Origin of the sequence: Pseudomonas sp. TWP3-2 (genome assembly GCF_049897765.1) — a bacterium.
GTDB lineage: Bacteria > Pseudomonadota > Gammaproteobacteria > Pseudomonadales > Pseudomonadaceae > Aquipseudomonas.
Window position 1 is genome coordinate 232158 of sequence record NZ_JAFCWW010000008.1, and the last position, 24212, is coordinate 256369.

Annotated in this window: 34 protein-coding genes; 2 read left to right on the plus strand and 32 right to left on the minus strand. The window is 56.8% G+C overall.

Features of this window, described 5'->3' with window-relative positions:
• Window positions 1-2: 2 nt before the first annotated feature.
• The 3 genes from ACP7EE_RS14820 to ACP7EE_RS14830 form a co-directional block, all read right to left on the minus strand.
• Window positions 3-758, minus strand: a complete 756-nt coding sequence (locus ACP7EE_RS14820; RefSeq protein WP_426204780.1) for an alpha/beta hydrolase family protein — start codon at window positions 756-758, stop codon at window positions 3-5.
• Window positions 748-1857: a DUF3182 family protein gene (locus ACP7EE_RS14825; RefSeq protein ID WP_426235037.1), complete on the minus strand. Its 1110-nt coding sequence runs from the start codon at window positions 1855-1857 to the stop codon at window positions 748-750. Before ACP7EE_RS14825 ends, ACP7EE_RS14820 begins: the two co-directional genes overlap by 11 nt.
• 93 nt (window positions 1858-1950) lie before the next feature.
• Window positions 1951-2946 (minus strand): GlxA family transcriptional regulator, encoded by a 996-nt coding sequence (locus ACP7EE_RS14830; protein ID WP_426235038.1) that lies wholly within the window; start codon window positions 2944-2946, stop codon window positions 1951-1953.
• A 101-nt stretch (window positions 2947-3047) separates the two neighbouring features.
• Between ACP7EE_RS14830 and ACP7EE_RS14835 the strand changes: the two genes are divergently transcribed.
• On the plus strand, window positions 3048-3602 hold the full coding sequence (locus ACP7EE_RS14835; protein ID WP_426235039.1) for a cysteine hydrolase family protein: 555 nt from the start codon (window positions 3048-3050) through the stop codon (window positions 3600-3602).
• 74 nt (window positions 3603-3676) lie between these two features.
• Here the strand turns inward: ACP7EE_RS14835 and ACP7EE_RS14840 are convergent, their stop codons facing one another.
• The 3 genes from ACP7EE_RS14840 to ACP7EE_RS14850 form a co-directional block, all read right to left on the minus strand.
• Window positions 3677-4882: an acyltransferase family protein gene (locus tag ACP7EE_RS14840; RefSeq protein WP_426235040.1), complete on the minus strand. Its 1206-nt coding sequence runs from the start codon at window positions 4880-4882 to the stop codon at window positions 3677-3679.
• 240 nt (window positions 4883-5122) lie between these two features.
• Window positions 5123-5647 (minus strand): single-stranded DNA-binding protein, encoded by a 525-nt coding sequence (locus ACP7EE_RS14845; protein WP_420648601.1) that lies wholly within the window; start codon window positions 5645-5647, stop codon window positions 5123-5125.
• Window positions 5648-5656: 9 nt separating this feature from the next.
• A complete protein-coding gene (locus tag ACP7EE_RS14850; RefSeq protein WP_420648602.1) occupies window positions 5657-7054 on the minus strand; it encodes an MFS transporter in 1398 nt (465 codons plus the stop codon).
• Between the two features lie 191 nt (window positions 7055-7245).
• Between ACP7EE_RS14850 and uvrA the strand changes: the two genes are divergently transcribed.
• On the plus strand, window positions 7246-10080 hold the full coding sequence (gene uvrA, locus ACP7EE_RS14855) for an excinuclease ABC subunit UvrA (protein ID WP_426235041.1): 2835 nt from the start codon (window positions 7246-7248) through the stop codon (window positions 10078-10080).
• A gap of 65 nt (window positions 10081-10145) precedes the next feature.
• Here uvrA and bfr read toward each other — a convergent pair whose 3' ends face one another.
• The 26 genes from bfr to rplB form a co-directional block, all read right to left on the minus strand.
• Window positions 10146-10613 carry a bacterioferritin gene (gene bfr / locus ACP7EE_RS14860; protein WP_420648604.1) on the minus strand — a complete coding sequence of 156 codons (468 nt, stop codon included), beginning with the start codon at window positions 10611-10613 and terminating at the stop codon, window positions 10146-10148.
• Between the two features lie 149 nt (window positions 10614-10762).
• Window positions 10763-12217 carry a catalase gene (locus tag ACP7EE_RS14865; RefSeq protein ID WP_426204792.1) on the minus strand — a complete coding sequence of 485 codons (1455 nt, stop codon included), beginning with the start codon at window positions 12215-12217 and terminating at the stop codon, window positions 10763-10765.
• 241 nt (window positions 12218-12458) lie between these two features.
• The gene (rplQ, locus tag ACP7EE_RS14870; protein WP_007943777.1) at window positions 12459-12845 is read right to left on the minus strand and encodes a 50S ribosomal protein L17; all 387 of its coding nucleotides are present in this window, start codon (window positions 12843-12845) and stop codon (window positions 12459-12461) included.
• Between the two features lie 42 nt (window positions 12846-12887).
• Window positions 12888-13889: a DNA-directed RNA polymerase subunit alpha gene (locus tag ACP7EE_RS14875; protein WP_003186012.1), complete on the minus strand. Its 1002-nt coding sequence runs from the start codon at window positions 13887-13889 to the stop codon at window positions 12888-12890.
• Window positions 13890-13911: 22 nt separating this feature from the next.
• The gene (gene rpsD / locus ACP7EE_RS14880) at window positions 13912-14532 is read right to left on the minus strand and encodes a 30S ribosomal protein S4 (RefSeq protein WP_003176404.1); all 621 of its coding nucleotides are present in this window, start codon (window positions 14530-14532) and stop codon (window positions 13912-13914) included.
• A gap of 18 nt (window positions 14533-14550) precedes the next feature.
• The gene (gene rpsK, locus ACP7EE_RS14885; protein ID WP_002555466.1) at window positions 14551-14940 is read right to left on the minus strand and encodes a 30S ribosomal protein S11; all 390 of its coding nucleotides are present in this window, start codon (window positions 14938-14940) and stop codon (window positions 14551-14553) included.
• Window positions 14941-14970: 30 nt separating this feature from the next.
• Window positions 14971-15327 (minus strand): 30S ribosomal protein S13, encoded by a 357-nt coding sequence (rpsM, locus tag ACP7EE_RS14890; RefSeq protein ID WP_009045849.1) that lies wholly within the window; start codon window positions 15325-15327, stop codon window positions 14971-14973.
• A gap of 129 nt (window positions 15328-15456) precedes the next feature.
• Window positions 15457-15573: a 50S ribosomal protein L36 gene (gene rpmJ, locus ACP7EE_RS14895; protein ID WP_002555468.1), complete on the minus strand. Its 117-nt coding sequence runs from the start codon at window positions 15571-15573 to the stop codon at window positions 15457-15459.
• Window positions 15574-15600: 27 nt separating this feature from the next.
• The gene (secY, locus tag ACP7EE_RS14900; RefSeq protein ID WP_092277409.1) at window positions 15601-16929 is read right to left on the minus strand and encodes a preprotein translocase subunit SecY; all 1329 of its coding nucleotides are present in this window, start codon (window positions 16927-16929) and stop codon (window positions 15601-15603) included.
• Window positions 16930-17367 (minus strand): 50S ribosomal protein L15, encoded by a 438-nt coding sequence (rplO, locus tag ACP7EE_RS14905; RefSeq protein WP_042561340.1) that lies wholly within the window; start codon window positions 17365-17367, stop codon window positions 16930-16932.
• Between the two features lie 3 nt (window positions 17368-17370).
• Complete coding sequence (rpmD, locus tag ACP7EE_RS14910; protein WP_003176408.1) at window positions 17371-17547, minus strand: 50S ribosomal protein L30; 177 nt, start codon at window positions 17545-17547, stop codon at window positions 17371-17373.
• A 2-nt stretch (window positions 17548-17549) separates the two neighbouring features.
• On the minus strand, window positions 17550-18050 hold the full coding sequence (rpsE, locus tag ACP7EE_RS14915) for a 30S ribosomal protein S5 (protein WP_003186035.1): 501 nt from the start codon (window positions 18048-18050) through the stop codon (window positions 17550-17552).
• A 3-nt stretch (window positions 18051-18053) separates the two neighbouring features.
• Window positions 18054-18404 carry a 50S ribosomal protein L18 gene (gene rplR / locus ACP7EE_RS14920; RefSeq protein WP_003186037.1) on the minus strand — a complete coding sequence of 117 codons (351 nt, stop codon included), beginning with the start codon at window positions 18402-18404 and terminating at the stop codon, window positions 18054-18056.
• A gap of 10 nt (window positions 18405-18414) precedes the next feature.
• Window positions 18415-18948: a 50S ribosomal protein L6 gene (rplF, locus tag ACP7EE_RS14925; protein WP_003176412.1), complete on the minus strand. Its 534-nt coding sequence runs from the start codon at window positions 18946-18948 to the stop codon at window positions 18415-18417.
• A 12-nt stretch (window positions 18949-18960) separates the two neighbouring features.
• Window positions 18961-19353 (minus strand): 30S ribosomal protein S8, encoded by a 393-nt coding sequence (gene rpsH / locus ACP7EE_RS14930; protein ID WP_420648606.1) that lies wholly within the window; start codon window positions 19351-19353, stop codon window positions 18961-18963.
• A 209-nt stretch (window positions 19354-19562) separates the two neighbouring features.
• A complete protein-coding gene (gene rpsN / locus ACP7EE_RS14935; protein WP_007918460.1) occupies window positions 19563-19868 on the minus strand; it encodes a 30S ribosomal protein S14 in 306 nt (101 codons plus the stop codon).
• A gap of 13 nt (window positions 19869-19881) precedes the next feature.
• Window positions 19882-20421 (minus strand): 50S ribosomal protein L5, encoded by a 540-nt coding sequence (gene rplE, locus ACP7EE_RS14940; protein ID WP_003210069.1) that lies wholly within the window; start codon window positions 20419-20421, stop codon window positions 19882-19884.
• 20 nt (window positions 20422-20441) lie between these two features.
• The gene (gene rplX, locus ACP7EE_RS14945) at window positions 20442-20756 is read right to left on the minus strand and encodes a 50S ribosomal protein L24 (protein WP_042561341.1); all 315 of its coding nucleotides are present in this window, start codon (window positions 20754-20756) and stop codon (window positions 20442-20444) included.
• Window positions 20757-20767: 11 nt separating this feature from the next.
• Window positions 20768-21136: a 50S ribosomal protein L14 gene (gene rplN / locus ACP7EE_RS14950; RefSeq protein WP_002555479.1), complete on the minus strand. Its 369-nt coding sequence runs from the start codon at window positions 21134-21136 to the stop codon at window positions 20768-20770.
• Window positions 21137-21159: 23 nt separating this feature from the next.
• Window positions 21160-21426, minus strand: a complete 267-nt coding sequence (gene rpsQ / locus ACP7EE_RS14955) for a 30S ribosomal protein S17 (protein ID WP_003194644.1) — start codon at window positions 21424-21426, stop codon at window positions 21160-21162.
• Between the two features lie 2 nt (window positions 21427-21428).
• Entirely contained in the window at window positions 21429-21620 is a 192-nt protein-coding gene (gene rpmC, locus ACP7EE_RS14960) for a 50S ribosomal protein L29 (RefSeq protein ID WP_002555481.1), read from the minus strand.
• Window positions 21620-22033: a 50S ribosomal protein L16 gene (gene rplP / locus ACP7EE_RS14965; protein WP_003232424.1), complete on the minus strand. Its 414-nt coding sequence runs from the start codon at window positions 22031-22033 to the stop codon at window positions 21620-21622. The genes rpmC and rplP overlap by 1 nt, the downstream gene beginning before the upstream one ends.
• Window positions 22034-22045: 12 nt before the next feature.
• Window positions 22046-22732: a 30S ribosomal protein S3 gene (gene rpsC, locus ACP7EE_RS14970; RefSeq protein WP_003176422.1), complete on the minus strand. Its 687-nt coding sequence runs from the start codon at window positions 22730-22732 to the stop codon at window positions 22046-22048.
• Between the two features lie 13 nt (window positions 22733-22745).
• A complete protein-coding gene (rplV, locus tag ACP7EE_RS14975; RefSeq protein ID WP_003103908.1) occupies window positions 22746-23078 on the minus strand; it encodes a 50S ribosomal protein L22 in 333 nt (110 codons plus the stop codon).
• Window positions 23079-23089: 11 nt separating this feature from the next.
• Complete coding sequence (gene rpsS / locus ACP7EE_RS14980; protein WP_003228731.1) at window positions 23090-23365, minus strand: 30S ribosomal protein S19; 276 nt, start codon at window positions 23363-23365, stop codon at window positions 23090-23092.
• 16 nt (window positions 23366-23381) lie between these two features.
• Window positions 23382-24206: a 50S ribosomal protein L2 gene (gene rplB, locus ACP7EE_RS14985; protein ID WP_042561342.1), complete on the minus strand. Its 825-nt coding sequence runs from the start codon at window positions 24204-24206 to the stop codon at window positions 23382-23384.
• Between the last annotated feature and the right edge of the window lie 6 nt (window positions 24207-24212).

Below are 24212 nucleotides of genomic sequence, written 5' to 3' on the forward strand. Positions count from 1 at the left end.
CATCAGGACTGGATAATACTCAAGCGCTCCCCGACCACCATCTCGGTGATCCAGTCGACCAGGATCGAGGTGTAGGCCTGCTGCGAGGTCGGCTCGCTCAACGCATGATCGGCACCGTCGATAATTCGGTGCGTCAGCGAATGGGTCTGCTGACACGCCGCGCGGTAGCTCATGATTGTCGCGTGCGGCACGTAATCATCGGTTTCCGACTCCACCAGCAACACATCCCCGGTGAAATTCGCGCAGGCGTGCAAGGCGCGATTGCTGTCGGCACGTACCAGCGTGCCGCGATAATCGCGCAGATCAGCTTTGTCCAGCTCGCGCTTGGGCGTGTGCCATTGCTCGTCGCGATACAGCGCCGGCACTCGCAGCGCCAGCCAGCGCACCGGGCGCAATGAGGTCAGGATTGCCGCCAGATAGCCGCCGTAGCTGGTACCCACGACCGCAATCGCCGAGGTATCGAGCGCCGGATGCGAAAGCAGCCGGTCATAGGCCGCCAGCAGATCGCGCAAATTGTCGTCCCGAGACACTCGACTCAGTGGAATTCCAGTACCGCCAGTGTGCCCGCGCAAGTCGAAGGTCAGGCACACACAACCCAGCCCCGCGATGCCTTTGGCCCGCTCCAGGTCGCGTTCCTGACTGCCGCCCCAGCCGTGCACAAACAACACGCCCGGCACTTTCGATTTGGGGCTGAGGAACGTTCCGCTCATCTGTTCATCATCAATGTCGATTTGAATGCTTTCGCTTCTAGCCGTCATAGGATTTGACCGTTACGTATTTGAGAAGAAAATCGCTGTTTTCCGCCGGGCCGCGATAGACCTCGATGGCGTCCGCCGGCAATGCCTGATCGATGTAGGTTTCCACCGAAGAGACGCGGATCGCACGCATCGATGGGTCATTGACGAAGCTTTGCAGCGCCGCCACTTCAGCACTACTCGCGCCGCCCATGCGCCAGGATTGTTCAAGTACGCCGCTGCGCTGCTTGCCGTTGCTGTCCAGCCCTTGGGCGATGTCGTAGTTGCGCCGCGAGGCATAGAAGCGCGGATAGGCTTCATCCGCTGCCGCGTCGAATATTCGCGCCTGCTCAATGGCCAGTCGCACATCGTCGCTCAGGTCCAGCGCCAGTAAAGCATCGTAACCCCCCTGCACTACCAGCAGGTTCGAGCCGCCGTAGACGTCCTCATCATGCGCGTCTTTGGTCAGATATTGGTCACCGCAGTAACTCAGCACCTTATCGGCGATGAAGGTCTGGCCGACGCTGTGGGTGATGACCTGACTCAGATCCTGTTCAAGTACCACGCCGTCGGCGAACAGTTGCTCGGCATCGGCACGGGCGAGCACTTGGTCGAAAGTGTCGAGGCTGTTGATAACTTCCTGACCGCGACCGGCACAAGCGTGGATCGGTTTGATACGGATCGGCCCGCTAGACAACAGATGCTCGGCAGCGGGACGTGCATCTTCCAGCGCGAACACGCTCAAGCCATCAAGCACCACATCGCGCACCCGCTCGGAAAACAGCGGCGACCAGCCTTGCGGCGCATGCGCCTGAGGGCTGCGCAAACCGTGGCTGATGGCTTTGGTGCAGATGAAATCATGCTCGACAAAACCGCCCCACAGATCGTCCGGACCTTTCACGCCCAGTTCTTGCGCGGCGGCAGCGCCGACCAGGGTTTGCGTGGGAAGTAGATACAAATCGCGCCCACGATGCTTTTGCGCATCGTAGCTGCCGCCGAACTTGAACCCGAGAATCTGCGCCAGCCAGCGGGCCAGGGCCTTGTTGGTCTGCACTTCGTGCTGTGGCGCGCCGGGGCGCACCGAATGCGCGACGACCAGTTTTCTGTGCGGTGTCGGGGTCATGCGTCCCCCTGTGATCGAATGAGTAATGTTGCCCTTAGCAACTGTAGACCGTGATCAGCGGCATGCGGCTCACACAATTGGCGGTGTTGCAGCTCATCGGGCTACGACGGCCGGCGGAGTTACCCCGAATCGACTGCGATAATCACTCGGCGCCAGCCCGGTGATTTTCTTGAATATCGCGCGAAATGCTCCCGGATCCTGATAACCCACTGTCCACGCAATGTGATCGATGGTGCCATTGGTGAACTCGAGCATTTCCCGCGCCTTGCCGACCCGCAAGTGCTGGCAGTATTCAGTGGGCTTCAAACCGCTCGCCGCGCGGAACCGACGCAGGAACGTGCGTTCTTCCAGCCCTGCCCGTTCGGCCATCGCCGTCAGTGACACATCGGTCGCACCCGTGCTTTGCAGCCAGTGCTGAACCTTGAGAATAGCGGCATCGCCGTGACTGAGGATCGGCGCGAAGTTGCTGCCGCAGGCACTCGCGCTGTCGCTGTGCTCGATGACCAGAAAGCGCGCGGTGCCGCTGGCGATGCTCGGTCCGAGCAGACGGTCGACCAGGCGCAAGCCCAGCTCCGACCAGGCCATCAGCCCGGCGGTGGTGATCAGGTCGCCGTCATCGACAATCGGTGTGTCAGCCTTGAGTTTGATCTTCGGGTATTGCTCGGCAAACGCCTTGGCCGACGTCCAATGGGTGGTGGCGCTGCGACCGTCGAGCAGACCGCTTTCGGCCAGCAGCCACGAGCCGACGCACACACCGCCGAGGGTCGCGCCGCGAGCGTGTTGCTCGCGCAGCCATTGCATCAGCGCAGGCGAGGCTTGCCCTGCCTGAAACCCGGCGATTGACGGAGGAATCAACAGCGCTACCAAGCCTGTTTCCGCGCAGGGATGGCTGTCATAGACGCGTTTCGGCGCATTGTCGCCATCGGCCAGCCAATGGCTGACCCGCAATAGCGGCAACTGCGCCGCCTGATGCTCGGCAGCGACCTGATTGGCCACCGCAAACAAATCGCTCAAGCCATGCACCGCCGCCATCTGCGCACCGGGATAGATCAGCACGCCGAGTTCGGCAACGGGAGTTTCTACGGCCATTGTCAGTTTTCCCCTGTCTATTGTCGGTGCGGCCAATCCTCGAAACCCCGGCCGGGGCCAATACTTGATCCACACCCGCACAACAATTCGAGGACACACCCATGGCCAAGCAAGCGCTCATCGTAGTCGATATCCAGAATGACTACTTCCCCCAAGGCAAATGGACGCTGGAAGGCGCCGATGCCGCCGCCGACAACGCCGCGCGACTGATCGGCGCGTTCCGCGAGGCTGGCGATTCGGTAGTGCACATCCGCCACGAATTCACCTCGCCTGATGCACCTTTTTTCATCGCTGGCTCCGAGGGCGCCAAGCTGCATCGCAAAGTGCTCAACCGCGATGACGAGCCAGTTGTGCTCAAGCACTTCGTCAACTCGTTCCGCGAAACCGAACTGCAATCGATCCTCGACGAGCAAGGCATCAAGGCGCTGGTGGTGGTCGGCAGTATGAGTCACATGTGCGTCGACGGTATTACCCGGGCGGCGGCAGATCTGGGCTACACCGTCACCGTTATTCACGATGCCTGCGCCACTCGTGACCTGGAGTTCAACGGTGTGACCGTGCCGGCAGCGCATGTCCACGCCGCATTCATGGCGGCGCTGGGCTTTGCCTACGCCAGCGTAGTATCGACCGACGAATTTCTCGCCACCCGCCAATGAACCCGGAACACTGATCTGCAGCCATGAAAAAACCCGCAGCGTGCTGACGTTGCGGGTTTTATGGCTTTCGCCGATTACGACAGTTCGGTCGAGCGGGCTGGCGTTTCTGCTGAATGCTTTTGCTTGACCACCTCGGACGCCCCGATCCGGGCCATGCGTCTGCGGGAAATCTCAGCACCGCGGCGGCGCAACGGGGTTTCAACGAACCGGTAGTTCAATTCACTGCACACCACCATGATCGCAAACGAGGTCAGCAGCAGTTCGACGGTAAACTCCGCGCCCAGCGCCACGCCTCTCTCACTGGCCACACGACTCCAGATTTCGGTGCTCAAGTGGTACGCAAACATGTGGATCACGTACAGGGCGTAGGAGCGTGAGCCGAACCATTGAGCGATTCCGCTGAGGATCGCCGGGCAGTAGATGTAGCCCTTCTGATAACTGGAAAGCCAGACCAGGATCAACGCCGTGATCGCCAGCAGCCCGACCGCAATCGGTGTCGCAATCAACTGACCAGCGATCGCCCCCAGCATGTAGAGCAGGAACAGCGTGACCGCCAGCCGCTTGACCAGGCTGCCGCCAAGCGCAACCGGTTCGATCTCTTTGTACAACGCTGTGCGAGTGAACAGACACAGCAGAATGCCCCACATCATCGCATCGAGGCGGAACGAAAAGAGCATGCCCGCCGGAGCCGCGCCAAACGCGTCACGATTCAGCGGAAATTGCACGGCAATCAACGCGAGCAAAGTGATCACGCGCCAGCGCGTCGAGGTAATCAGCAGCAGAAACAGCGGGAAGATGAAGTAGAACTGCTCCTCCAGCGCCAGGCTCCAGTAGACCGAATTCGGCCCCAGCAGTACGCCGTACTGATTCGCCAGATTACCGGTGAACGTCGCGACGGCAGTGAAGCTGCGCAAGTTGTCGAACCACGACTGAAAGGCATTCGACTGATTGAAGACAATCGAGAACGCCAGCGGGATCAGCACCCACAGCCATGCGGTTGGCAGCAGACGATAAGCGCGCCTGATCCAGAACGACGTTGCAGCGAGGCCGAAGCGGTTCTGCTCACGGTTCTTGTCGAAGTAGTCGAGGTAGGCCTTGCTGACGACGAAACCTGAAATGCAGAAAAACAGATCCACGCCCGACCATGGGGAGTACACGTTGAACAGCTTTTCAAAGAAGGCTGAATGGAACGGCAATAACAACGCGCTGTGTGCCAGCACCGTCATCAGGATCGCCACACCGCGTAAATACTCGATTTCCTTGTTCTTGCTACTGCTCATCGGTCTCTCTTGTTTTTGTGATTGATCAGGTTGCCTGGGGCGGGAAACCGGATCTTGCAATCGAAAGTGCCGGACGGATCATGGAGCGGCGCGCTGCGGCCAGCAAGACTCCTGGTGAAAATATATCGAGCTGATCGCCGACACCCGCCAGTCAGCTTATGGTCATCAATACCCTTTCAACACTCTCAAAACGACGAAACCCCCGCAATGCGGGGGTTTCGGGTTCAAACCTGTTCAGGGTCAGAACGGGATATCGTCATCAAAGCTGTCGAAATCCGGAGCTGGCTGCGGTGCGGCTTGCTGTGGAGCCGGAGCCTGACGCTGCTGCGGTGCCGACTGCTGCGGGCGTGGAGCCTGCTGGCGTGGCGCTGGAGCGGACTGCTGATAGTTGTTGCCGCCGCCTTGTTGCTCGCCCTGTTGTGGACGGCCACCCAGCAGTTGCATGGTACCTTGCATGTCGACCACGATTTCGGTGGTGTAACGCTTGATGCCGTCTTTTTCCCACTCGCGGGTCTGCAGTTTGCCTTCGATGTAAACCTGCGAGCCTTTACGCAGGTATTCGCCAGCGATTTCTGCAACCTTGCCGAACATCGACACGCGGTGCCATTCGGTCTTTTCGACTTTCTGGCCAGTCTGCTTGTCGGTCCACTGCTCGCTGGTCGCCAGACTCAGGTTGGTCACGGCGTTACCGTTGGGCAGGTAGCGTACTTCGGGATCCTGGCCGCACGTGCCGACCAATATGACTTTGTTAACCCCACGGGCCATAACGTTCTCCTAGGCTTCGCACGCATTCTGCGCCGGGTTGTTCACCAGGCGTTCGAGAGTGGTGCGATCCAATAGTTCGGTGTCCAATTTGATGTAAATCGCCGCTTCTTCCGCAACGATCACTGCATCTGTTACCCCTACAAGGGCCTTGAGGCGCTCGACCAGACCAGCTTCGCGAATCGCTTCAGGCGACAACGGCAAACGCAGGCTTGTCACGTAGGGAGGTTCGCGCATGGTAACAGCAAAGGCCAGCCAAAGTGCAGCCAGCCCGGCACATCCGAGGAACACAACCGACAGACCGCCATGCTGAAACATCCAGCCGCCGAGTATCCCGCCGAGTGCCGAACCGAGGAACTGACTGGTGGAGTACACGCCCATCGCCGTGCCTTTGCCACCCGCCGGTGAAACCTTGCTGATCAGCGACGGCAGTGAAGCTTCCAGCAGATTGAACGCGGTAAAGAACACCACCGTCCCGATCACCAGAGCCCGCAAGCTGTCGCCGAACTGCCAGAAGAATAGCTCAGTGAGCATCAACGTCATGACGGCGCCGAGCAAAACTCGTTTCATTTTGCGTCGCTTCTCGCCATAGATGATGAACGGGATCATGGCAAAGAACGAAATCAGCAGCGCGGTCAAGTAGACCCACCAGTGCTGCTCCTTGGGCAGGCCGGCCTTTTCCACCAGTGCCAGCGGCAGCGCGACGAAGCTCGACATCAACATCGCATGTAACACAAAGATGCCCAGATCGAGGCGCAGCAGATCCGGATGCTTGAGCGTCGGCAGCAACGCCTGACGCGCTACACCGGACTCACGATGCTGCAACGGCCCGGTGGATTTCGGCACCATGAACATCACGATCACGATCCCGATCAGCGCCATAGCGCCGGTGGCGAGGAACAGTCCGGACAGACCGAACGCACGGGTCAGCAACGGCCCGACCACCATGGCCACCGCGAACGACAGGCCGATGGTCATGCCGATCATCGCCATCGCTTTGGTGCGGTGTTGTTCGCGGGTCAGGTCGGAAAGCAGCGCCATCACCGCAGCGGAAATCGCGCCGGCGCCTTGCAGAATGCGGCCGGCGATCACGCCCCAGATCGAATCGGCCTGCGAGGCAAGCACGCTGCCGAGGGCGAAGACGATCAAACCAAGATAGATAACCGGTCGCCGGCCGATACGGTCGGAAATGACCCCGAACGGAATCTGGAAAAGTGCCTGGGTCAAGCCGTAAGCGCCAATCGCCAGCCCGATCAGGGCCGGGGTCGCTCCCGCCAGATCCATGCCATAGGTCGCCAGTACCGGCAACACCATGAACATGCCCAGCATACGGAAGGCGAACACCAAGGCCAGACCGCTCGCTGCGCGGGTCTCGCTGCCACTCATGCGTTCGCTGTGGGGATCGTGCATGGAAAAACCTCGTGTGAACCGGCGGCGATTCTACCAGTCCCATCGAAAGACAGGGTATATCGCGACGCTTTGCCGCGTGCAGATGAAACACTCTTCATGTGTGGCAATTCACTGCTTGTTTGATAGTGTGCATCCATCCAGTATTTGCCCGTATACTCCTACGTTTTCGACGCCCGCCGAGCGAGGCCACTTTGGACAAGATCCTGATACGTGGGGCCCGTACCCACAACCTGAAGAACATCGACCTGACCCTGCCACGGGACAAACTGATCGTCATCACCGGCCTGTCCGGATCCGGCAAGTCGTCCCTGGCCTTTGACACGCTTTACGCCGAAGGTCAGCGCCGCTATGTCGAATCGCTGTCGGCCTATGCCCGGCAGTTTCTGTCGATGATGGAAAAACCTGACGTCGACACCATTGAAGGCCTGTCGCCGGCAATCTCCATCGAGCAGAAATCGACCTCGCACAACCCGCGCTCCACAGTCGGCACCATCACCGAAATCTACGACTACTTGCGCCTGCTTTACGCACGCGTCGGTACGCCGCGCTGCCCGGATCACGACATTCCGCTGGAAGCCCAGACCGTCAGCCAGATGGTCGACCTGGTGCTGGCCCAGCCTGAAGGCAGCAAACTGATGCTGCTGGCGCCGGTGATCCGCGAGCGCAAAGGCGAGCACCTTTCAGTGTTCGAAGAACTGCGCGCTCAAGGCTTCGTCCGTGCCCGGGTAAACGGTCGCATCTGCGAGCTCGACGAACTGCCGAAGCTGGATAAACAGAAGAAGCATTCGATTGATGTGATCGTCGACCGCTTCAAGGTCCGCGCCGACCTGCAGCAGCGTCTGGCTGAATCCTTCGAGACCGCCCTGAAACTGGCGGATGGCATCGCCCTCGTGGCACCGATGGACGACGAGCAGGGCGAAGAGATGATCTTCTCCGCGCGCTTCGCCTGCCCGATCTGCGGCCATGCGATCAGCGAGCTGGAACCCAAGCTGTTTTCTTTCAACAACCCGGCCGGCGCCTGCCCGACTTGCGATGGTCTGGGGGTTAAACAGTTCTTCGACATCAAGCGTCTGGTCAACGGTGATCTGACGCTGGCCGAGGGCGCGATTCGCGGTTGGGATCGGCGCAACGTGTATTACTTCCAGATGCTTGGCTCGCTGGCCTCGCACTACGGCTTCAGCCTGGAAAAACCGTTCAATGAACTGCCCGCCGATCAGCAGAAGTTCATCCTGCACGGCAGCGGTTCGCAGAACGTGGACTTCAAATACCTCAACGACCGCGGCGACATTGTTAAACGCTCGCACCCGTTCGAAGGCATCGTGCCGAATCTGGAACGTCGTTACCGCGAAACCGAGTCGGCGAGCGTGCGCGAAGAACTGGCCAAGTTCCTCAGCCATCAGGCCTGTCCGGATTGCCGTGGCACTCGCCTGCGTCGCGAGGCGCGGCACGTCTGGGTCGGCGAGAAGACGCTGCCAGCGGTGACCAACCTGCCCATCGGCGATGCCTGCGTGTATTTCGGCGAGCTGAAATTGACTGGTCGCCGGGGCGAAATCGCCGACAAGATTCTCAAGGAAATCCGCGAGCGCCTGCAATTTCTGGTTAACGTCGGTCTCGACTATCTGTCGCTGGATCGCAGTGCCGACACGCTGTCGGGTGGTGAAGCGCAGCGGATTCGCTTGGCCAGCCAGATCGGCGCGGGTCTGGTCGGGGTTTTGTACATCCTCGACGAGCCGTCGATTGGTCTGCACCAACGCGATAACGACCGTCTGCTCGGCACCCTCAAGCACCTGCGCGATATAGGCAACACCGTGATCGTGGTCGAGCACGACGAGGACGCGATTCGCCTCGCCGACTACGTGGTGGATATCGGCCCGGGTGCCGGTGTGCACGGCGGACGGATTGTGGCGGAAGGTACGCCGGCCGAAGTCATGGCGCATCCGGACTCCCTGACGGGTAAATATCTGTCAGGCCGGGTCAAGATCGCCGTGCCAGCCAAGCGCACGCCGCGCAACAAGAAGCTGACGCTGTCGCTCAAAGGCGCACGAGGCAACAACCTGCGCAATGTCGATCTGGAAATTCCGATTGGTTTGCTGACCTGCGTAACCGGCGTGTCCGGCTCGGGCAAATCGACGCTGATCAACAACACGTTGTTCCCGCTTAGCGCCACGGCTCTCAATGGCGCGACCACGCTCGAAGCGGCAGCGCATGACAGCATCAAAGGTCTTGAACATCTGGACAAGGTCGTCGACATCGACCAGAGCCCGATCGGCCGGACGCCGCGCTCCAACCCGGCGACCTATACCGGTTTGTTCACGCCTATTCGTGAGCTGTTTGCTGGTGTGCCCGAGTCACGTTCACGCGGTTACGGTCCAGGGCGTTTCTCGTTCAACGTCAAGGGCGGTCGCTGCGAGGCTTGCCAGGGCGACGGTCTGATCAAGGTGGAGATGCACTTCCTGCCGGACATCTACGTGCCGTGCGACGTGTGCAAGAGCAAGCGCTACAACCGCGAAACCCTTGAGATCAAGTACAAGGGCAAGAACATCCACGAAACCCTCGAGATGACGATCGAGGAAGCGCGGGAGTTCTTCGATGCGGTGCCGGCACTGGCGCGCAAGCTGCAAACGCTGATGGATGTAGGTTTGTCGTACATCAAGCTGGGGCAGTCGGCGACGACGCTGTCCGGTGGCGAGGCGCAGCGGGTCAAGTTGTCTCGCGAGCTGTCCAAGCGCGATACCGGCAAGACGCTGTACATCCTCGATGAGCCGACTACCGGTCTGCACTTCGCGGACATTCAGCAACTGCTCGATGTTCTGCATCGTCTGCGCGACCACGGCAACACAGTGGTGGTGATCGAGCACAACCTTGACGTGATCAAGACTGCCGACTGGTTGGTAGATCTTGGTCCTGAGGGTGGCTCCAAGGGTGGACAGATCATTGCGGTCGGTACGCCGGAAGAAGTGGCCGAGATGAAGCAGTCTCACACTGGTTTCTATCTCAAGCCGCTGCTGATCCGCGATCGCGACTGATCGCCGAACATGAAAAAGCCCCGGTCACTTCATCAGTGGCCGGGGCTTTTTTACATCTGTAGCAATCAGGACGCGTGGGATTGCAGGTAGTTCTGCAGACCGATCAACTTGATCAGGCCCAACTGCTTTTCCAGCCAGTAGGTGTGATCTTCTTCGGTATCGTTCAGCTGAACCCGCAGGATCTCGCGGCTGACGTAATCTTTGTGCAGCTCGCATAGCTCGATGCCTTTGCACAGCGCGGCGCGAACTTTGTATTCGAGGCGCAGGTCCGTTTCCAGCATCTCCGGCACCGTGGTGCCGACATCAAGATCATCCGGACGCATGCGCGGGGTGCCTTCGAGCATCAGGATCCGGCGCATCAGGGCGTCAGCGTGCTGCGCCTCTTCTTCCATCTCGTGGTTGATTCGTTCATAGAGCTTGGTGAAACCCCAGTCCTCATACATCCGCGAATGAACGAAATATTGGTCACGCGCGGCCAGTTCGCCGGTCAGCAACGTGTTGAGGTAATCGATAACGTCTGGGTGGCCTTGCATCGCCCTACATCTCCCTGCTTGAAAGTCTGTAGTTTGAACCAAGCTGACTGCAAGGTCACTCTCCAAGCGCAATAAAAGCGAAGATATTCCGAGAAAAGAGGCCTAAATAACGCAAAAACCGCCCAAATGAGGGCGGTTCTGCTTCTCGTTTAGACTTCGTTAAGCTGTACGTTGAGCAGCTTTGCGATTGCTTCTCCATACGCCGCATCGGCTTTGTAGAAATGCTGCAACTGGCGGTCGACTACATCACTCGATACACCCGACATTGCTCCGGCGATGTTGCTCACCAGTAACGCTTTCTGCTCGTCGTTCATCAGACGGAACAGCGCACCGGCGTGGCTGTAGTAATCGGTGTCTTCGCGGTGGTCGTAGCGATCAGCGTTGCCGCTCAAGGCCAATGCCGGCTCAGCGTAGTGCGGAGCTTGTTTCGGCGATTCGATGTAGCTGTTCGGCTCGTAGTTGGGTGCGGCGCCACCATTACTGCCAAACGCCATGGAACCATCGCGCTGGTAAGTGTTGACCGGGCTGCGCGGCGCGTTCACCGGCAATTGCTGGTGATTGGTGCCAATGCGGTAGCGATGAGCATCCGCGTAAGCGAATACGCGACCTTGCAGCATCCGGTCCGGCGACAGGCCAACACCTGGCACCATATTGCTTGGGCCGAATGCGGCTTGCTCGACTTCCGCGAAGTAGTTGAGCGGATTGCGATTGAGCTCCAGCTCACCAACTTCGATCAGCGGGAATTCCTTCTGCGACCAGGTTTTGGTTACGTCGAATGGGTTTTCGTAATGCGCCGCGGCTTGAGCCTCAGTCATGATCTGAATGCATACACGCCATTTCGGGAAATCGCCGCGCTCAATGGCTTCGAACAGATCGCGCTGGGCGTAATCCGGGTCAGTGCCTGCGATGCGTGCAGCATCTGCGGGTGCGAGATTCTTGATCCCCTGTTTGGTCTTGTAGTGCCACTTGACCCAATGACGCTCGCCTTGCGCGCTGATCAGGCTGTAGGTGTGACTGCCGAAGCCGTGCATATGGCGGTAGCCGTCAGGAATGCCGCGATCAGAGAACAGAATCGTGACCTGGTGCAGCGCTTCGGGCGAGTGCGACCAGAAGTCCCACATCATCTGCGCACTTTTCAGGTTGCTTTGCGGCAGACGTTTTTGCGTGTGGATGAAATCCGGGAATTTAAGCGGGTCACGAATGAAGAATACTGGCGTGTTGTTGCCAACGATGTCCCAGTTGCCTTCTTCGGTGTAGAACTTCAGCGCAAAGCCGCGTGGATCGCGCTCGGTATCAGCCGAACCACGCTCGCCGCCTACGGTAGAAAAGCGCAGGAAGGTGGGAGTCTGTTTGCCAACAGCCGAAAACAGTTTGGCGCTGGTGTACTGAGAGATGTCATTGGTAACGGTGAAAGTACCGTAAGCGCCCGAGCCTTTGGCGTGTACACGGCGCTCTGGAATGTTTTCACGGTTGAAGTGGGCAAGCTTCTCGAGCAGATGAAAATCGTCGAGGAGCAGCGGGCCACGTGGACCGGCGGAACGGGAATTCTGGTTATCAGCGACAGGCGCGCCACTGGCGGTCGTAAGCGTCTTGTTTTGGCTCATGCGATCTTCTTCCTCTGTCAGTCTTTGAACTGCCGGCTAATCGGCTTAGTGGGCAGTATTGATCATCAATGCGACACCCACAAATTCATTAACTTGCGGACATCAATAGAAAATTACTAACGATCAAACCACAGACATAGAGTGCAGAACGATGCATGAACAAAGCTTGTATGGGCGACGCATTTCTTGCAGGCACAAAAAACCGGGCACTAGGCCCGGTTCTTCGTTTCAGACTGACGTCTTACTCAGCGGATACAGCTTCACCGCCGGTAGCACGATCAACCAACTCGACGTACGCCATAGGCGCGTTGTCGCCAGTGCGGAAACCGCACTTGAGGATGCGCAGGTAGCCACCCTCACGGGTAGCGTAACGCTTGCCCAGGTCGTTGAAGAGCTTACCAACGATAGCTTTCGAGCGAGTACGGTCGAAAGCCAGACGGCGGTTAGCCAGGCTGTCTGTCTTGGCCAGAGTGATCAGCGGCTCAGCAACGCGACGCAGTTCTTTGGCTTTTGGCAGAGTAGTTTTGATCAGCTCGTGCTCGAACAGCGACACCGCCATGTTTTGAAACATGGCCTTGCGGTGCGAGCTGGTGCGGCTCAGGTGACGACCACTTTTACGATGACGCATGGTTCATTCCTTACCAAACACTACGTTCGGTGATTACGACGATCAGGCAGTCGCCTTGTCGTCCTTCTTAAGACTTGCAGGCGGCCAGTTGTCGAGGCGCATGCCGAGGGACAGACCGCGGGAGGCTAGAACGTCCTTGATTTCAGTCAAGGATTTCTTGCCAAGGTTCGGAGTCTTCAACAGCTCTACTTCGGTACGCTGAATCAGGTCACCGATGTAGTAGATGTTTTCCGCCTTAAGGCAGTTAGCCGAACGTACAGTCAGTTCCAGATCGTCAACCGGGCGAAGCAGGATCGGATCGATCTCGTCTTCCTGCTCGACAACCACTGGCTCACTGTCACCTTTGAGGTCGACGAACGCAGCCAACTGCTGTTGCAGAATGGTTGCAGCGCGGCGAATTGCCTCTTCAGGATCCAGAGTACCGTTGGTTTCCAGATCAATAACCAGCTTGTCCAGGTTAGTGCGCTGCTCGACACGGGCGTTTTCCACCACGTATGCGATACGGCGAACCGGGCTGAACGAAGAGTCAAGCTGCAAGCGACCGATGCTGCGGCTTTCGTCTTCATCGCTCTGACGCGAGTCTGCTGGTTCATAACCACGACCACGAGCTACGGTGAGCTTCATGTTCAGGGCGCCGTTAGACGCCAGGTTAGCGATTACGTGATCGGGATTAACGATCTCGACATCATGATCCAGCTGAATATCGGCAGCGGTAACCACCCCCGAACCCTTCTTCGACAAGGTCAGCGTAACTTCGTCACGACCGTGCAGCTTGATAGCCAGACCTTTAAGGTTCAACAGGATTTCAATTACGTCTTCCTGTACACCTTCGATGGCGCTGTACTCATGGAGTACACCGTCAATCTCGGCCTCGACTACTGCGCAGCCGGGCATTGAGGACAACAGGATGCGTCGCAGCGCGTTGCCCAGGGTGTGGCCAAAACCACGCTCGAGAGGCTCGAGAGTGATCTTGGCGCGGGTTGGACTGACAACCTGCACATCAATGTGGCGGGGTGTCAGGAACTCATTTACCGAAATCTGCATGGATGCACCTATTTTCTAGCCCTTACTTGGAGTAGAGCTCGACAATCAGGCTTTCGTTGATGTCGGCGGACAGATCACTGCGAGCAGGAACGTTCTTGAAAACGCCCGACTTCTTCTCAGTGTCTACTTCTACCCATTCTACGCGGCCACGTTGGGCACACAGATCGAGAGCTTGGACAATGCGAAGTTGGTTTTTTGCTTTCTCGCGAACAGCAACCACGTCGCCAGCACGAACCTGGTACGACGGAACGTTTACGGTCTGACCGTTAACGCTGATCGACTTGTGCGATACCAGCTGACGGGATTCGGCACGAGTCGAACCAAAGCCCATACGGTATACAACGTTGTCCAGACGGCATTCGAGCAGTTGCAGCAGGTTTTCACCGGTTGCACCTTTCTTGCCAGCAGCTTCTTTGTAGTAGCCGCTGAACTGACGCTCGAGAACGCCGTAGATACGACGGACCTTCTGCTTTTCACGCAGTTGGGTGCCGTAATCGGACTGGCGACCGCGGCGTTGGCCGTGGATACCAGGTGCTGCTTCAATGTTGCACTTCGATTCGATCGCGCGCACGCCGCTCTTCAGGAAGAGATCGGTGCCTTCGCGACGAGCGAGTTTGCATTTTGGACCAATGTAACGAGCCATTCTTTACAATCTCCTGGATTACACGCGGCGCTTCTTCGGCGGACGGCACCCGTTGTGCGGGATTGGCGTCACGTCGGTGATGCTGGCGATCTTATAGCCACAGCCGTTCAAAGCACGGACAGCAGACTCACGACCTGGACCTGGACCTTTGACGTTTACGTCGAGGTTTTTCAGGCCATATTCCAGCGCAGCTTGACCAGCACGTTCAGCAGCTACTTGAGCAGCAAACGGAGTGGACTTGCGGGAACCGCGGAAACCCGAACCACCGGAGGTAGCCCAAGAAAGCGCGTTACCTTGACGGTCGGTGATGGTCACGATGGTGTTGTTAAAAGATGCATGGATGTGGGCGATGCCATCAACCACTGTCTTTTTAACTTTTTTACGAGGACGAGCAGCAGGTTTTGCCATGATTAATTTCCTGTCGATTCGCGTGGGCGATTACTTGCGGATCGGCTTACGCGGACCTTTACGGGTACGCGCGTTAGTCTTGGTACGCTGACCGCGCACTGGAAGACCACGACGATGACGCAGACCGCGGTAGCAACCGAGGTCCATCAAACGCTTGATTTTCATGTTGATTTCGCGACGCAGGTCACCTTCAGTGGTGAACTTCGCCACTTCGCCACGCAACTGTTCAATCTGCTCGTCGCTCAGATCTTTGATCTTTGCGGCTGGGTTTACCCCAGTCTCTGCGCAAATTTTCTGCGCAGTAGTGCGACCAACACCATAGATGTAGGTCAGCGAGATAACAGTGTGCTTGTTATCTGGAATGTTAACGCCTGCAATACGGGCCATTCAGTGGGACTCCAATTGACAGCTACCTACGCCCCGGAAGCCAAGAAATAGGGCGCGAGATAATATCGCTGTAATAACAAATAATCAACCCGGCAGCGCACTAGCTGCCGGGCTTCAAGCGGATCACACTCAGCCTTGGCGCTGTTTGTGACGCGGTTCCGCGCTGCAAATTACTCGAACAACACCTTCGCGGCGAATAATCTTGCAGTTACGGCACAGCTTTTTCACCGATGCACGAACTTTCATCACCAACTCCTCGAACCTTATGGGTACTCAGCGCAACATGCCGCTGCCGTAGCCCTTCAGGTTGGCTTTCTTCATCAGGGATTCGTACTGGTGCGAAACGAGGTGCGATTGTACTTGGGACATGAAGTCCATCACAACCACGACGACGATCAGCAACGAGGTCCCGCCAAGGTAGAACGGTACGTTTGCTGCAACCACCAGGAACTGGGGCAACAGACACACGGCCGTCATGTAAAGAGCACCGAACATGGTCAAGCGAGTCAGAACGCCATCAATGTAGCGCGCAGACTGCTCACCTGGACGGATGCCCGGAATAAAGGCACCGGACTTCTTCAGGTTTTCCGCTACGTCTTTCGGATTGAACATCAACGCCGTATAGAAGAAGCAGAAGAAAATAATCCCTGCACTAAACAGCAGAATATTCAACGGCTGACCAGGAGCGATCGACTGCGAGATGTCCTGCAACCAGCCCATACCTTCAGACTGACCAAACCAGGCACCCAACGAAGCCGGGAACAGCAAAATGCTGCTCGCGAAAATAGCCGGAATAACACCGGCCATGTTCACCTTCAGCGGCAAGTGGCTAGTCTGCGCAGCGAAGACCTTGCGGCCCTGCTGACGCTTGGCGTAGTGAACAGCAATACGACGCTGACCACGCTCAATGAACACCACGAAACCGATAATCGCTACTGCCAGCAAACCGATGGCAACCAAAGCGAAGATATTGATATCGCCCTGACGTGCAGACTCGAAAGACTGCCCGATTGCTCTCGGAAGACCGGCGACGATACCCGAAAAAATCAACATCGAGATACCGTTACCTACACCGCGCTCAGTAATCTGCTCACCCAGCCACATCATGAACATCGCACCAGCCACAAACGTGGATACCGCGACGAAATGGAAGCCAAAGTCACCATTGAACGCAACACCCTGCCCCGCCAGACCAATGGACATGCCAATAGCCTGAACAAGAGCGAGGATGACAGTGCCGTAGCGGGTGTACTGGCTAATCTTGCGACGGCCAGCTTCACCTTCCTTCTTCAACTGCTCCAGCTGCGGGCTGACGGCGGTCATCAGTTGCATGATGATCGATGCCGAAATGTACGGCATGATCCCCAGTGCAAAGATGCTCATCCGTTCCAGCGCGCCGCCGGAAAACATGTTGAACAAGCTAAGAATGGTCCCCTCATTCTGTCGAAACAGGTCTGCGAGTCGGTCCGGGTTGATACCTGGAACCGGGATGTGTGCGCCTATTCGGTAGACGATAATCGCCAGGAACAGAAAACGCAGACGAGCCCAAAGTTCAGACATACCGCCTTTGCCGAGCGCAGAGAGAGCACCTTGCTTAGCCATTTATTCCTCGAACTTGCCGCCAGCTGCTTCGATAGCCGAACGCGCACCTTTGGTGGCGCCGATTCCCTTGCCGATAGTGACAGCGCGAGTCACTTCACCGGACAGCATGATTTTCACACGCTGTACGTTGACGTTGATCACGTTGGCATCTTTCAGGGACTGCACGGTAACGATGTCGCCTTCCACTTTAGCCAGCTCGGACAGACGCACTTCTGCGCGGTCCATGGCCTTCAGGGAAACGAAACCGAACTTCGGCAGACGACGATGCAGCGGCTGTTGACCGCCTTCAAAGCCTGGAGCAATGGTGCCACCGGAGCGGGAGGTTTGACCTTTGTGGCCACGGCCACCAGTCTTACCCAAACCGCTACCGATACCACGGCCCGGACGATGCTTTTCGCGACGGGAACCCGGCGCTGGACTCAGATCATTGAGTTTCATCGATTAACCCTCGACACGCAGCATGTAGTAAGCCTTGTTGATCATCCCGCGATTCTCGGGAGTATCCTGGACTTCTACAGTGTGACCGATGCGACGCAGACCCAGACCCTTAACACACAGTTTGTGGTTAGGGATGCGGCCGGTCATGCTTTTGATCAGCGTTACTTTAACGGTAGCCATGATCAGAAGATCTCCTTGACGCTTTTGCCACGCTTGGCGGCAATGGATTCAGGAGATTGCATAGCTTTCAAACCTTTGAAAGTGGCGTGAACCACGTTTACCGGGTTAGTCGAGCCGTAGCACTTGGCCAGAACGTTCTGAACGCCAGCAACTTCGAGGACAGCACGCATAGCGCCGCCAGCGATGATACCGGTACCTTCAGAAGCAGGCTGCATGTACACCTTCGAAGCGCCATGAGCGGACTTCATTGCGTACTGCAGAGTGGTGCCGTTCAGGTCAACTTGGATCATGTTGCGGCGAGCAGCTTCCATTGCCTTCTGGATCGCAGCAGGCACTTCACGTGACTTGCCACGGCCGAAGCCAACGCGCCCTTTACCATCACCAACCACGGTCAACGCGGTGAAAGTGAAGATACGGCCGCCTTTAACGGTTTTGGCTACGCGGTTAACTTGAACCAGCTTCTCAATGTAGCCTTCGTCGCGCTTTTGGTCGTTATTTGACATAACTTAGAACTCCAGCCCAGCTTCACGAGCAGCATCAGCCAGCGCTTTCACGCGGCCGTGGTACTTGAAGCCAGAGCGGTCGAAAGCCACTTGCGAGACGCCAGCGGCCTTAGCACGCGTAGCGACCAGCTGGCCAACCTTTGTGGCCGCGTCGATGTTGCCAGTGGCGCCATCACGCAGTTCTTTATCCAAAGTCGAGGCGCTTGCCAGGACTTTGTTGCCGTCGGCCGAGATGACCTGGGCGTAAATGTGCTGCGACGAGCGGAACACGCAGAGACGCACGACTTCTAGTTCGTGCATTTTCAGGCGTGCTTTGCGAGCGCGACGCAGTCGAGTAACTTTTTTGTCGGTCATTTGCTATGCCCTACTTCTTCTTGGCTTCTTTACGACGGACGACTTCGTCCGCGTAGCGCACACCTTTGCCTTTGTACGGCTCTGGTGGACGGAAGTCGCGGATCTCAGCAGCCACTTGACCTACCAGTTGCTTATCGATGCCCTTGATCAGGATATCGGTCTGGCTAGGAGTCTCAGCGGTGATGCCTTCCGGCAGTTCGTAATCCACTGGGTGCGAGAAGCCAAGGGCCAGGTTCAAAACCGTGCCTTTTGCTTGCGCTTTGTAACCAACACCGACCAGCTGGAGCTTGCGCTCGAAGCCTTGGCTTACGCCTTGGACCATGTTGTTTACCAACGCACGCGTGGTACCGGCCATTGCGCGAGTTTGTTGATCGCCATTGCGAGCAGCGAAACGCAGCTCACCAGCTTCTTCAACGATCTCAACGGACGAATGGATGTTCAGTTCAAGAGTGCCCTTGGCACCCTTCACCGAAAGCTGTTGGCCTGCGAATTTTACTTCGACACCGGCTGGCAGCTTAACGGGGTTCTTAGCGACGCGAGACATGCTTATCCCCCCTTAGAACACAGTGCAAAGAACTTCGCCGCCGACACCGGCAGCGCGCGCAGCACGATCCGTCATCACACCTTTGTTGGTGGAGACGATAGACACGCCAAGACCGCCACGAACTTTCGGCAGATCTTCAACGGACTTGTACTGACGCAAGCCTGGACGACTAACGCGCTTCACTTCTTCGATAACCGGACGGCCTTCGAAGTACTTCAGCGAGATGGACAACGAAGGTTTAGCTTCGGTGGTGATCTGAAAATCCGCGATGTAACCTTCGTCCTTCAGGACTTTTGCTACAGCCACCTTCAACGTGGAAGACGGCATGCTTACAACGGCCTTTTCAGCCATCTGGGCATTACGGATTCGAGTTAGCATGTCCGCTAACGGGTCCTGCATACTCATGGGCTAGACGCTCCTAATACAAAAAAATTAGCCTTGCGGCTACTACTTGTCGCCGAGAACTTCCGGGCAGTAAAAACACGGGCTCAGGCGAGCCGGGTATTCTAGACACACCCCAGAAATGAATCAAGCCCCAAAAGGGGCTTGATTCAAGTTCAAGGCCACCGATGGTCAGGTTCTTGCGAACCCGAGCATCGAAGCTTTGACAGCAATTACCAGCTGGCTTTAACCAGACCTGGTACGTCACCACGCATTGCCGCTTCACGCAGTTTGTTACGGCCAAGGCCGAACTTGCGGTAAACGCCGTGCGGACGACCAGTCAGGCGGCAACGGTTACGCATGCGCGCAGCGCTTGCGTCACGTGGTTGCTTCTGCAGAGCTACTGTAGCTTCCCAACGCGCTTCTGGACTTGCGTTCAGATCGACGATGATAGCTTTCAGCGCTGCACGCTTGGTGGCGTACTTGGCAACGGTGAGCTGACGCTTCAGCTCACGGTTTTTCATGCTCTTCTTGGCCATTTTCCTACTCCAATCAGTTGCGGAACGGGAATTTGAAAGCACGCAGCAGAGCGCGGCCTTCATCATCGTTCTTGGCAGTGGTGGTCAGGGTAATGTCCAGACCGCGGAGAGCATCGATCTTGTCGTAGTCGATTTCCGGGAAAATGATCTGCTCTTTCACGCCCATGCTGTAGTTACCACGACCATCGAAGGACTTGGCATTCAGGCCGCGGAAGTCGCGAACCCGAGGCAGGGAGATCGACAGCAGACGATCCAGGAACTCGTACATACGCTCACGGCGCAGAGTCACCTTGACGCCGATCGGCCATCCTTCACGGACTTTAAAGCCAGCGATGGATTTACGAGCGTAGGTCACAACGACTTTTTGGCCGGTGATCTTTTCCAGGTCAGCAACAGCGTGCTCGATGACTTTTTTGTCGCCGATCGCTTCGCCCAGACCCATGTTCAGGGTGATTTTGGTAACGCGCGGAACTTCCATCACGTTCGAAAGCTTAAGTTCTTCCTTAAGTTTCGGAGCGATTTCCTTCCGGTAAATCTCTTTTAGTCGTGCCATGGTCTTCTACCTAGCAGTGTTCAAGCATCAACCGCTTTTTGGGTCGACTTGAAGACACGAATTTTCTTACCTTCTTCTACTTTGAAACCAACGCGGTCAGCCTTGTTGGTTTCGCCATTGAAGATGGCTACGTTAGAAGCGTGCAGTGGCGCTTCTTTCTCGACGATACCGCCTTGTACGCCCGACATCGGGTTAGGCTTGGTATGACGCTTGACCAGGTTCAGACCACCAACAACCAGACGGTTGTCAGCAAGAACCTTCAGCACCTTACCGCGCTTACCTTTGTCTTTGCCGGCGATCACGATGATCTCGTCGTCACGACGAATCTTTTGCATGTCGGATCTCCTTACAGCACTTCTGGGGCGAGCGAGACGATCTTCATGAACTTCTCAGTACGAAGTTCACGGGTCACTGGCCCAAAGATACGGGTGCCGATCGGCTCTTGCTTGTTGTTCAGAAGAACAGCAGCGTTGCCATCAAAGCGGATAATGGAGCCATCAGCACGACGTACGCCGTGACGAGTGCGGACTACAACAGCAGTCATCACTTGGCCTTTTTTCACTTTACCGCGAGGAATTGCTTCCTTCACGGTAACTTTGATGATGTCACCGATACCAGCGTAACGACGATGGGAGCCACCCAGCACCTTGATGCACATAACGCGGCGTGCGCCGCTGTTATCGGCCACATCGAGCATGGATTGAGTCTGAATCATATAATTTCTCCGACCCCTAGTCCTTAGACTTCCACAGCGCGTTCGAGAACATCAACCAGCGCCCAAGACTTGGTCTTGGCCATCGGACGAGTTTCACGAATAGTGACTTTGTCGCCGATGTGGCACTGATTGGTTTCGTCGTGCGCGTGCAGCTTAGTCGAACGCTTAACGTATTTACCGTAGATCGGGTGCTTAACGCGACGCTCGATCAGAACGGTGATGGTTTTGTCCATCTTGTCGCTGACAACACGGCCAGTCAGCGTACGGACAGTTTTTTCGGCTTCAGCCATGATCACTTACCTGCCTGCTGGTTGAGCACAGTCTTCACGCGAGCGATGTCACGTTTAACTTGCGAGAGCAGATGAGACTGCCCCAACTGGCCAGTTGCTTTCTGCATACGCAGATTGAACTGGTCGCGCAGCAGGCCGAGCAGTTGCTCGTTCAGCTGCTGTGCGGATTTTTCACGAAGTTCATTCGCTTTCATCACATCACCGTCCGTTTAACAAAGGCGGTGGCGAGCGGCAGCTTTGCAGCAGCCAGGGCAAAAGCCTCACGCGCCAGCTCTTCAGTTACGCCCTCGATTTCATACAGGACTTTACCTGGCTGAATCTGGGCAACCCAGTATTCCACGTTACCCTTACCTTTACCCATCCGAACCTCGAGAGGCTTTTTGGAGATCGGCTTGTCCGGGAATACACGGATCCAGATCTTGCCGCCACGTTTAACGTGACGGGTCAGAGCACGACGCGCTGATTCGATCTGACGAGCGGTGAGACGACCACGAGCTACAGACTTCAGCGCGAACTCGCCGAAGCTGACTTTGCTACCGCGCTGAGCCAGACCACGGTTGTGGCCTGTCATCTGCTTGCGGAACTTCGTACGCTTAGGTTGCAACATTTGGCGTACCCCTTACTTAGCAGCTTTTTTACGAGGCGCTGGTGCTTGTGGTTTCAGTTCTTCTTGGCGACCACCAATTACTTCGCCTTTGAAGATCCAAACCTTTACACCGATCACACCGTAAGTGGTGTGAGCTTCGTAGTTGGCATAGTCGATGTCGGCACGCAGGGTGTGCAGTGGCACACGACCTTCGCGATACCATTCAGTACGTGCGATTTCAGCACCGCCGAGACGACCGCTCACTTGGATTTTGATGCCTTTGGCACCAATGCGCATGGCGTTCTGTACAGCGCGCTTCATAGCGCGACGGAACATTACGCGACGCTCCAGCTGCTGAGCTACGCTCTGCGCAACCAGCATACCGTCGAGCTCCGGCTTACGGATCTCTTCGATATTGATGTGCACAGGCACACCCATTTGCTTGGTCAGGTCCTGACGCAGTTTCTCAACATCTTCACCTTTCTTCCCGATAACGATACCTGGACGAGCGGTGTGGATGGTGATACGTGCAGTTTGCGCCGGACGATGGATATCGATACGGCTTACGGACGCGCTTTTTAGTTTGTCTTGGAGATACTCACGCACCTTCAGATCAGCGAACAAATAGTCCGCATAAGTCCGACCGTCTGCGTACCAGACGGAGGTGTGCTCCTTGACGATTCCCAGGCGAATGCCAATGGGATGTACTTTCTGACCCATCTCTTCGACTCCGTTACTTGTCAGCAACCTTGACAGTGATATGGCAAGACCGCTTGACGATGCGATCAGCACGGCCTTTGGCACGTGGCATGATGCGCTTCAGCGAACGCCCTTCGTTGACGAAAACGGTGCTGACCTTAAGGTCATCAACGTCTGCGCCTTCGTTATGCTCGGCGTTGGCTACGGCCGACTCCAGCACTTTCTTCATGATCTCGGCGGCTTTCTTACTGCTGAAAGCCAACAAGTTGAGCGCTTCGCCCACCTTCTTCCCGCGAATCTGGTCGGCGACCAAGCGGGCTTTCTGGGCGGAGATTCGAGCGCCCGACAACTTAGCGGCTACTTCCATTTCCTAACCCCTTAACGCTTGGCTTTCTTGTCTGCCACGTGCCCACGATAAGTGCGGGTACCGGCAAACTCGCCCAGTTTGTGGCCGACCATGTCTTCGTTAACGAGAACTGGGACGTGTTGACGACCGTTGTGTACTGCGATGGTCAGACCGACCATTTGTGGCAGGATCATCGAACGACGCGACCAAGTCTTAATTGGTTTGCGATCGTTCTTTTCCGCCGCCACTTCGATCTTCTTCAGTAGGTGAAGATCAATAAAAGGACCTTTTTTCAGAGAACGTGGCACTGTCGTATCCCTCTATTTACTTGCGACGACGGACGATCATTTTGTCGGTACGCTTATTACCACGAGTCTTCGCGCCCTTAGTCGGGAAGCCCCATGGCGATACCGGATGACGACCACCAGAGGTACGACCTTCACCACCACCATGTGGGTGGTCAACCGGGTTCATGGCAACACCACGAACGGTTGGGCGAACGCCACGCCAGCGTTTGGCACCAGCTTTACCCAGCGAACGCAGGCTATGCTCGGAGTTCGAGACTTCGCCCAAGGTCGCACGGCATTCAGCCAGTACTTTACGCATTTCACCGGAACGCAGACGCAGGGTCACGTACACACCTTCACGAGCGATCAGCTGAGCCGAAGCACCAGCGGAACGAGCGATCTGTGCGCCTTTACCTGGCTTCAATTCGATGCCGTGTACGGTGCTACCAACTGGAATGCTGCGCAGTTGCAACTGGTTGCCCGGCTTGATCGGAGCCAAAGCACCCGAAATCAGCTGGTCGCCAGCGCTCACGCCTTTAGGGGCGATGATGTAACGGCGTTCGCCGTCTGCGTACAACATAAGAGCAATGTGAGCAGTACGGTTTGGATCGTATTCAATGCGCTCAACAGTGGCTGGAATGCCATCTTTGTCGTTGCGACGGAAATCGACCATACGATAATGCTGCTTGTGGCCACCACCGATGTGACGAGTGGTAATGCGACCATTGTTGTTACGACCACCAGTCTTCGATTTTTTCTCGAGCAGCGGTGCGTGAGGAGCGCCTTTATGCAGCTCCTGGTTGACCACCTTGACCACAAAACGGCGGCCAGGGGAAGTCGGTTTGCATTTAACGATTGCCATGATGCA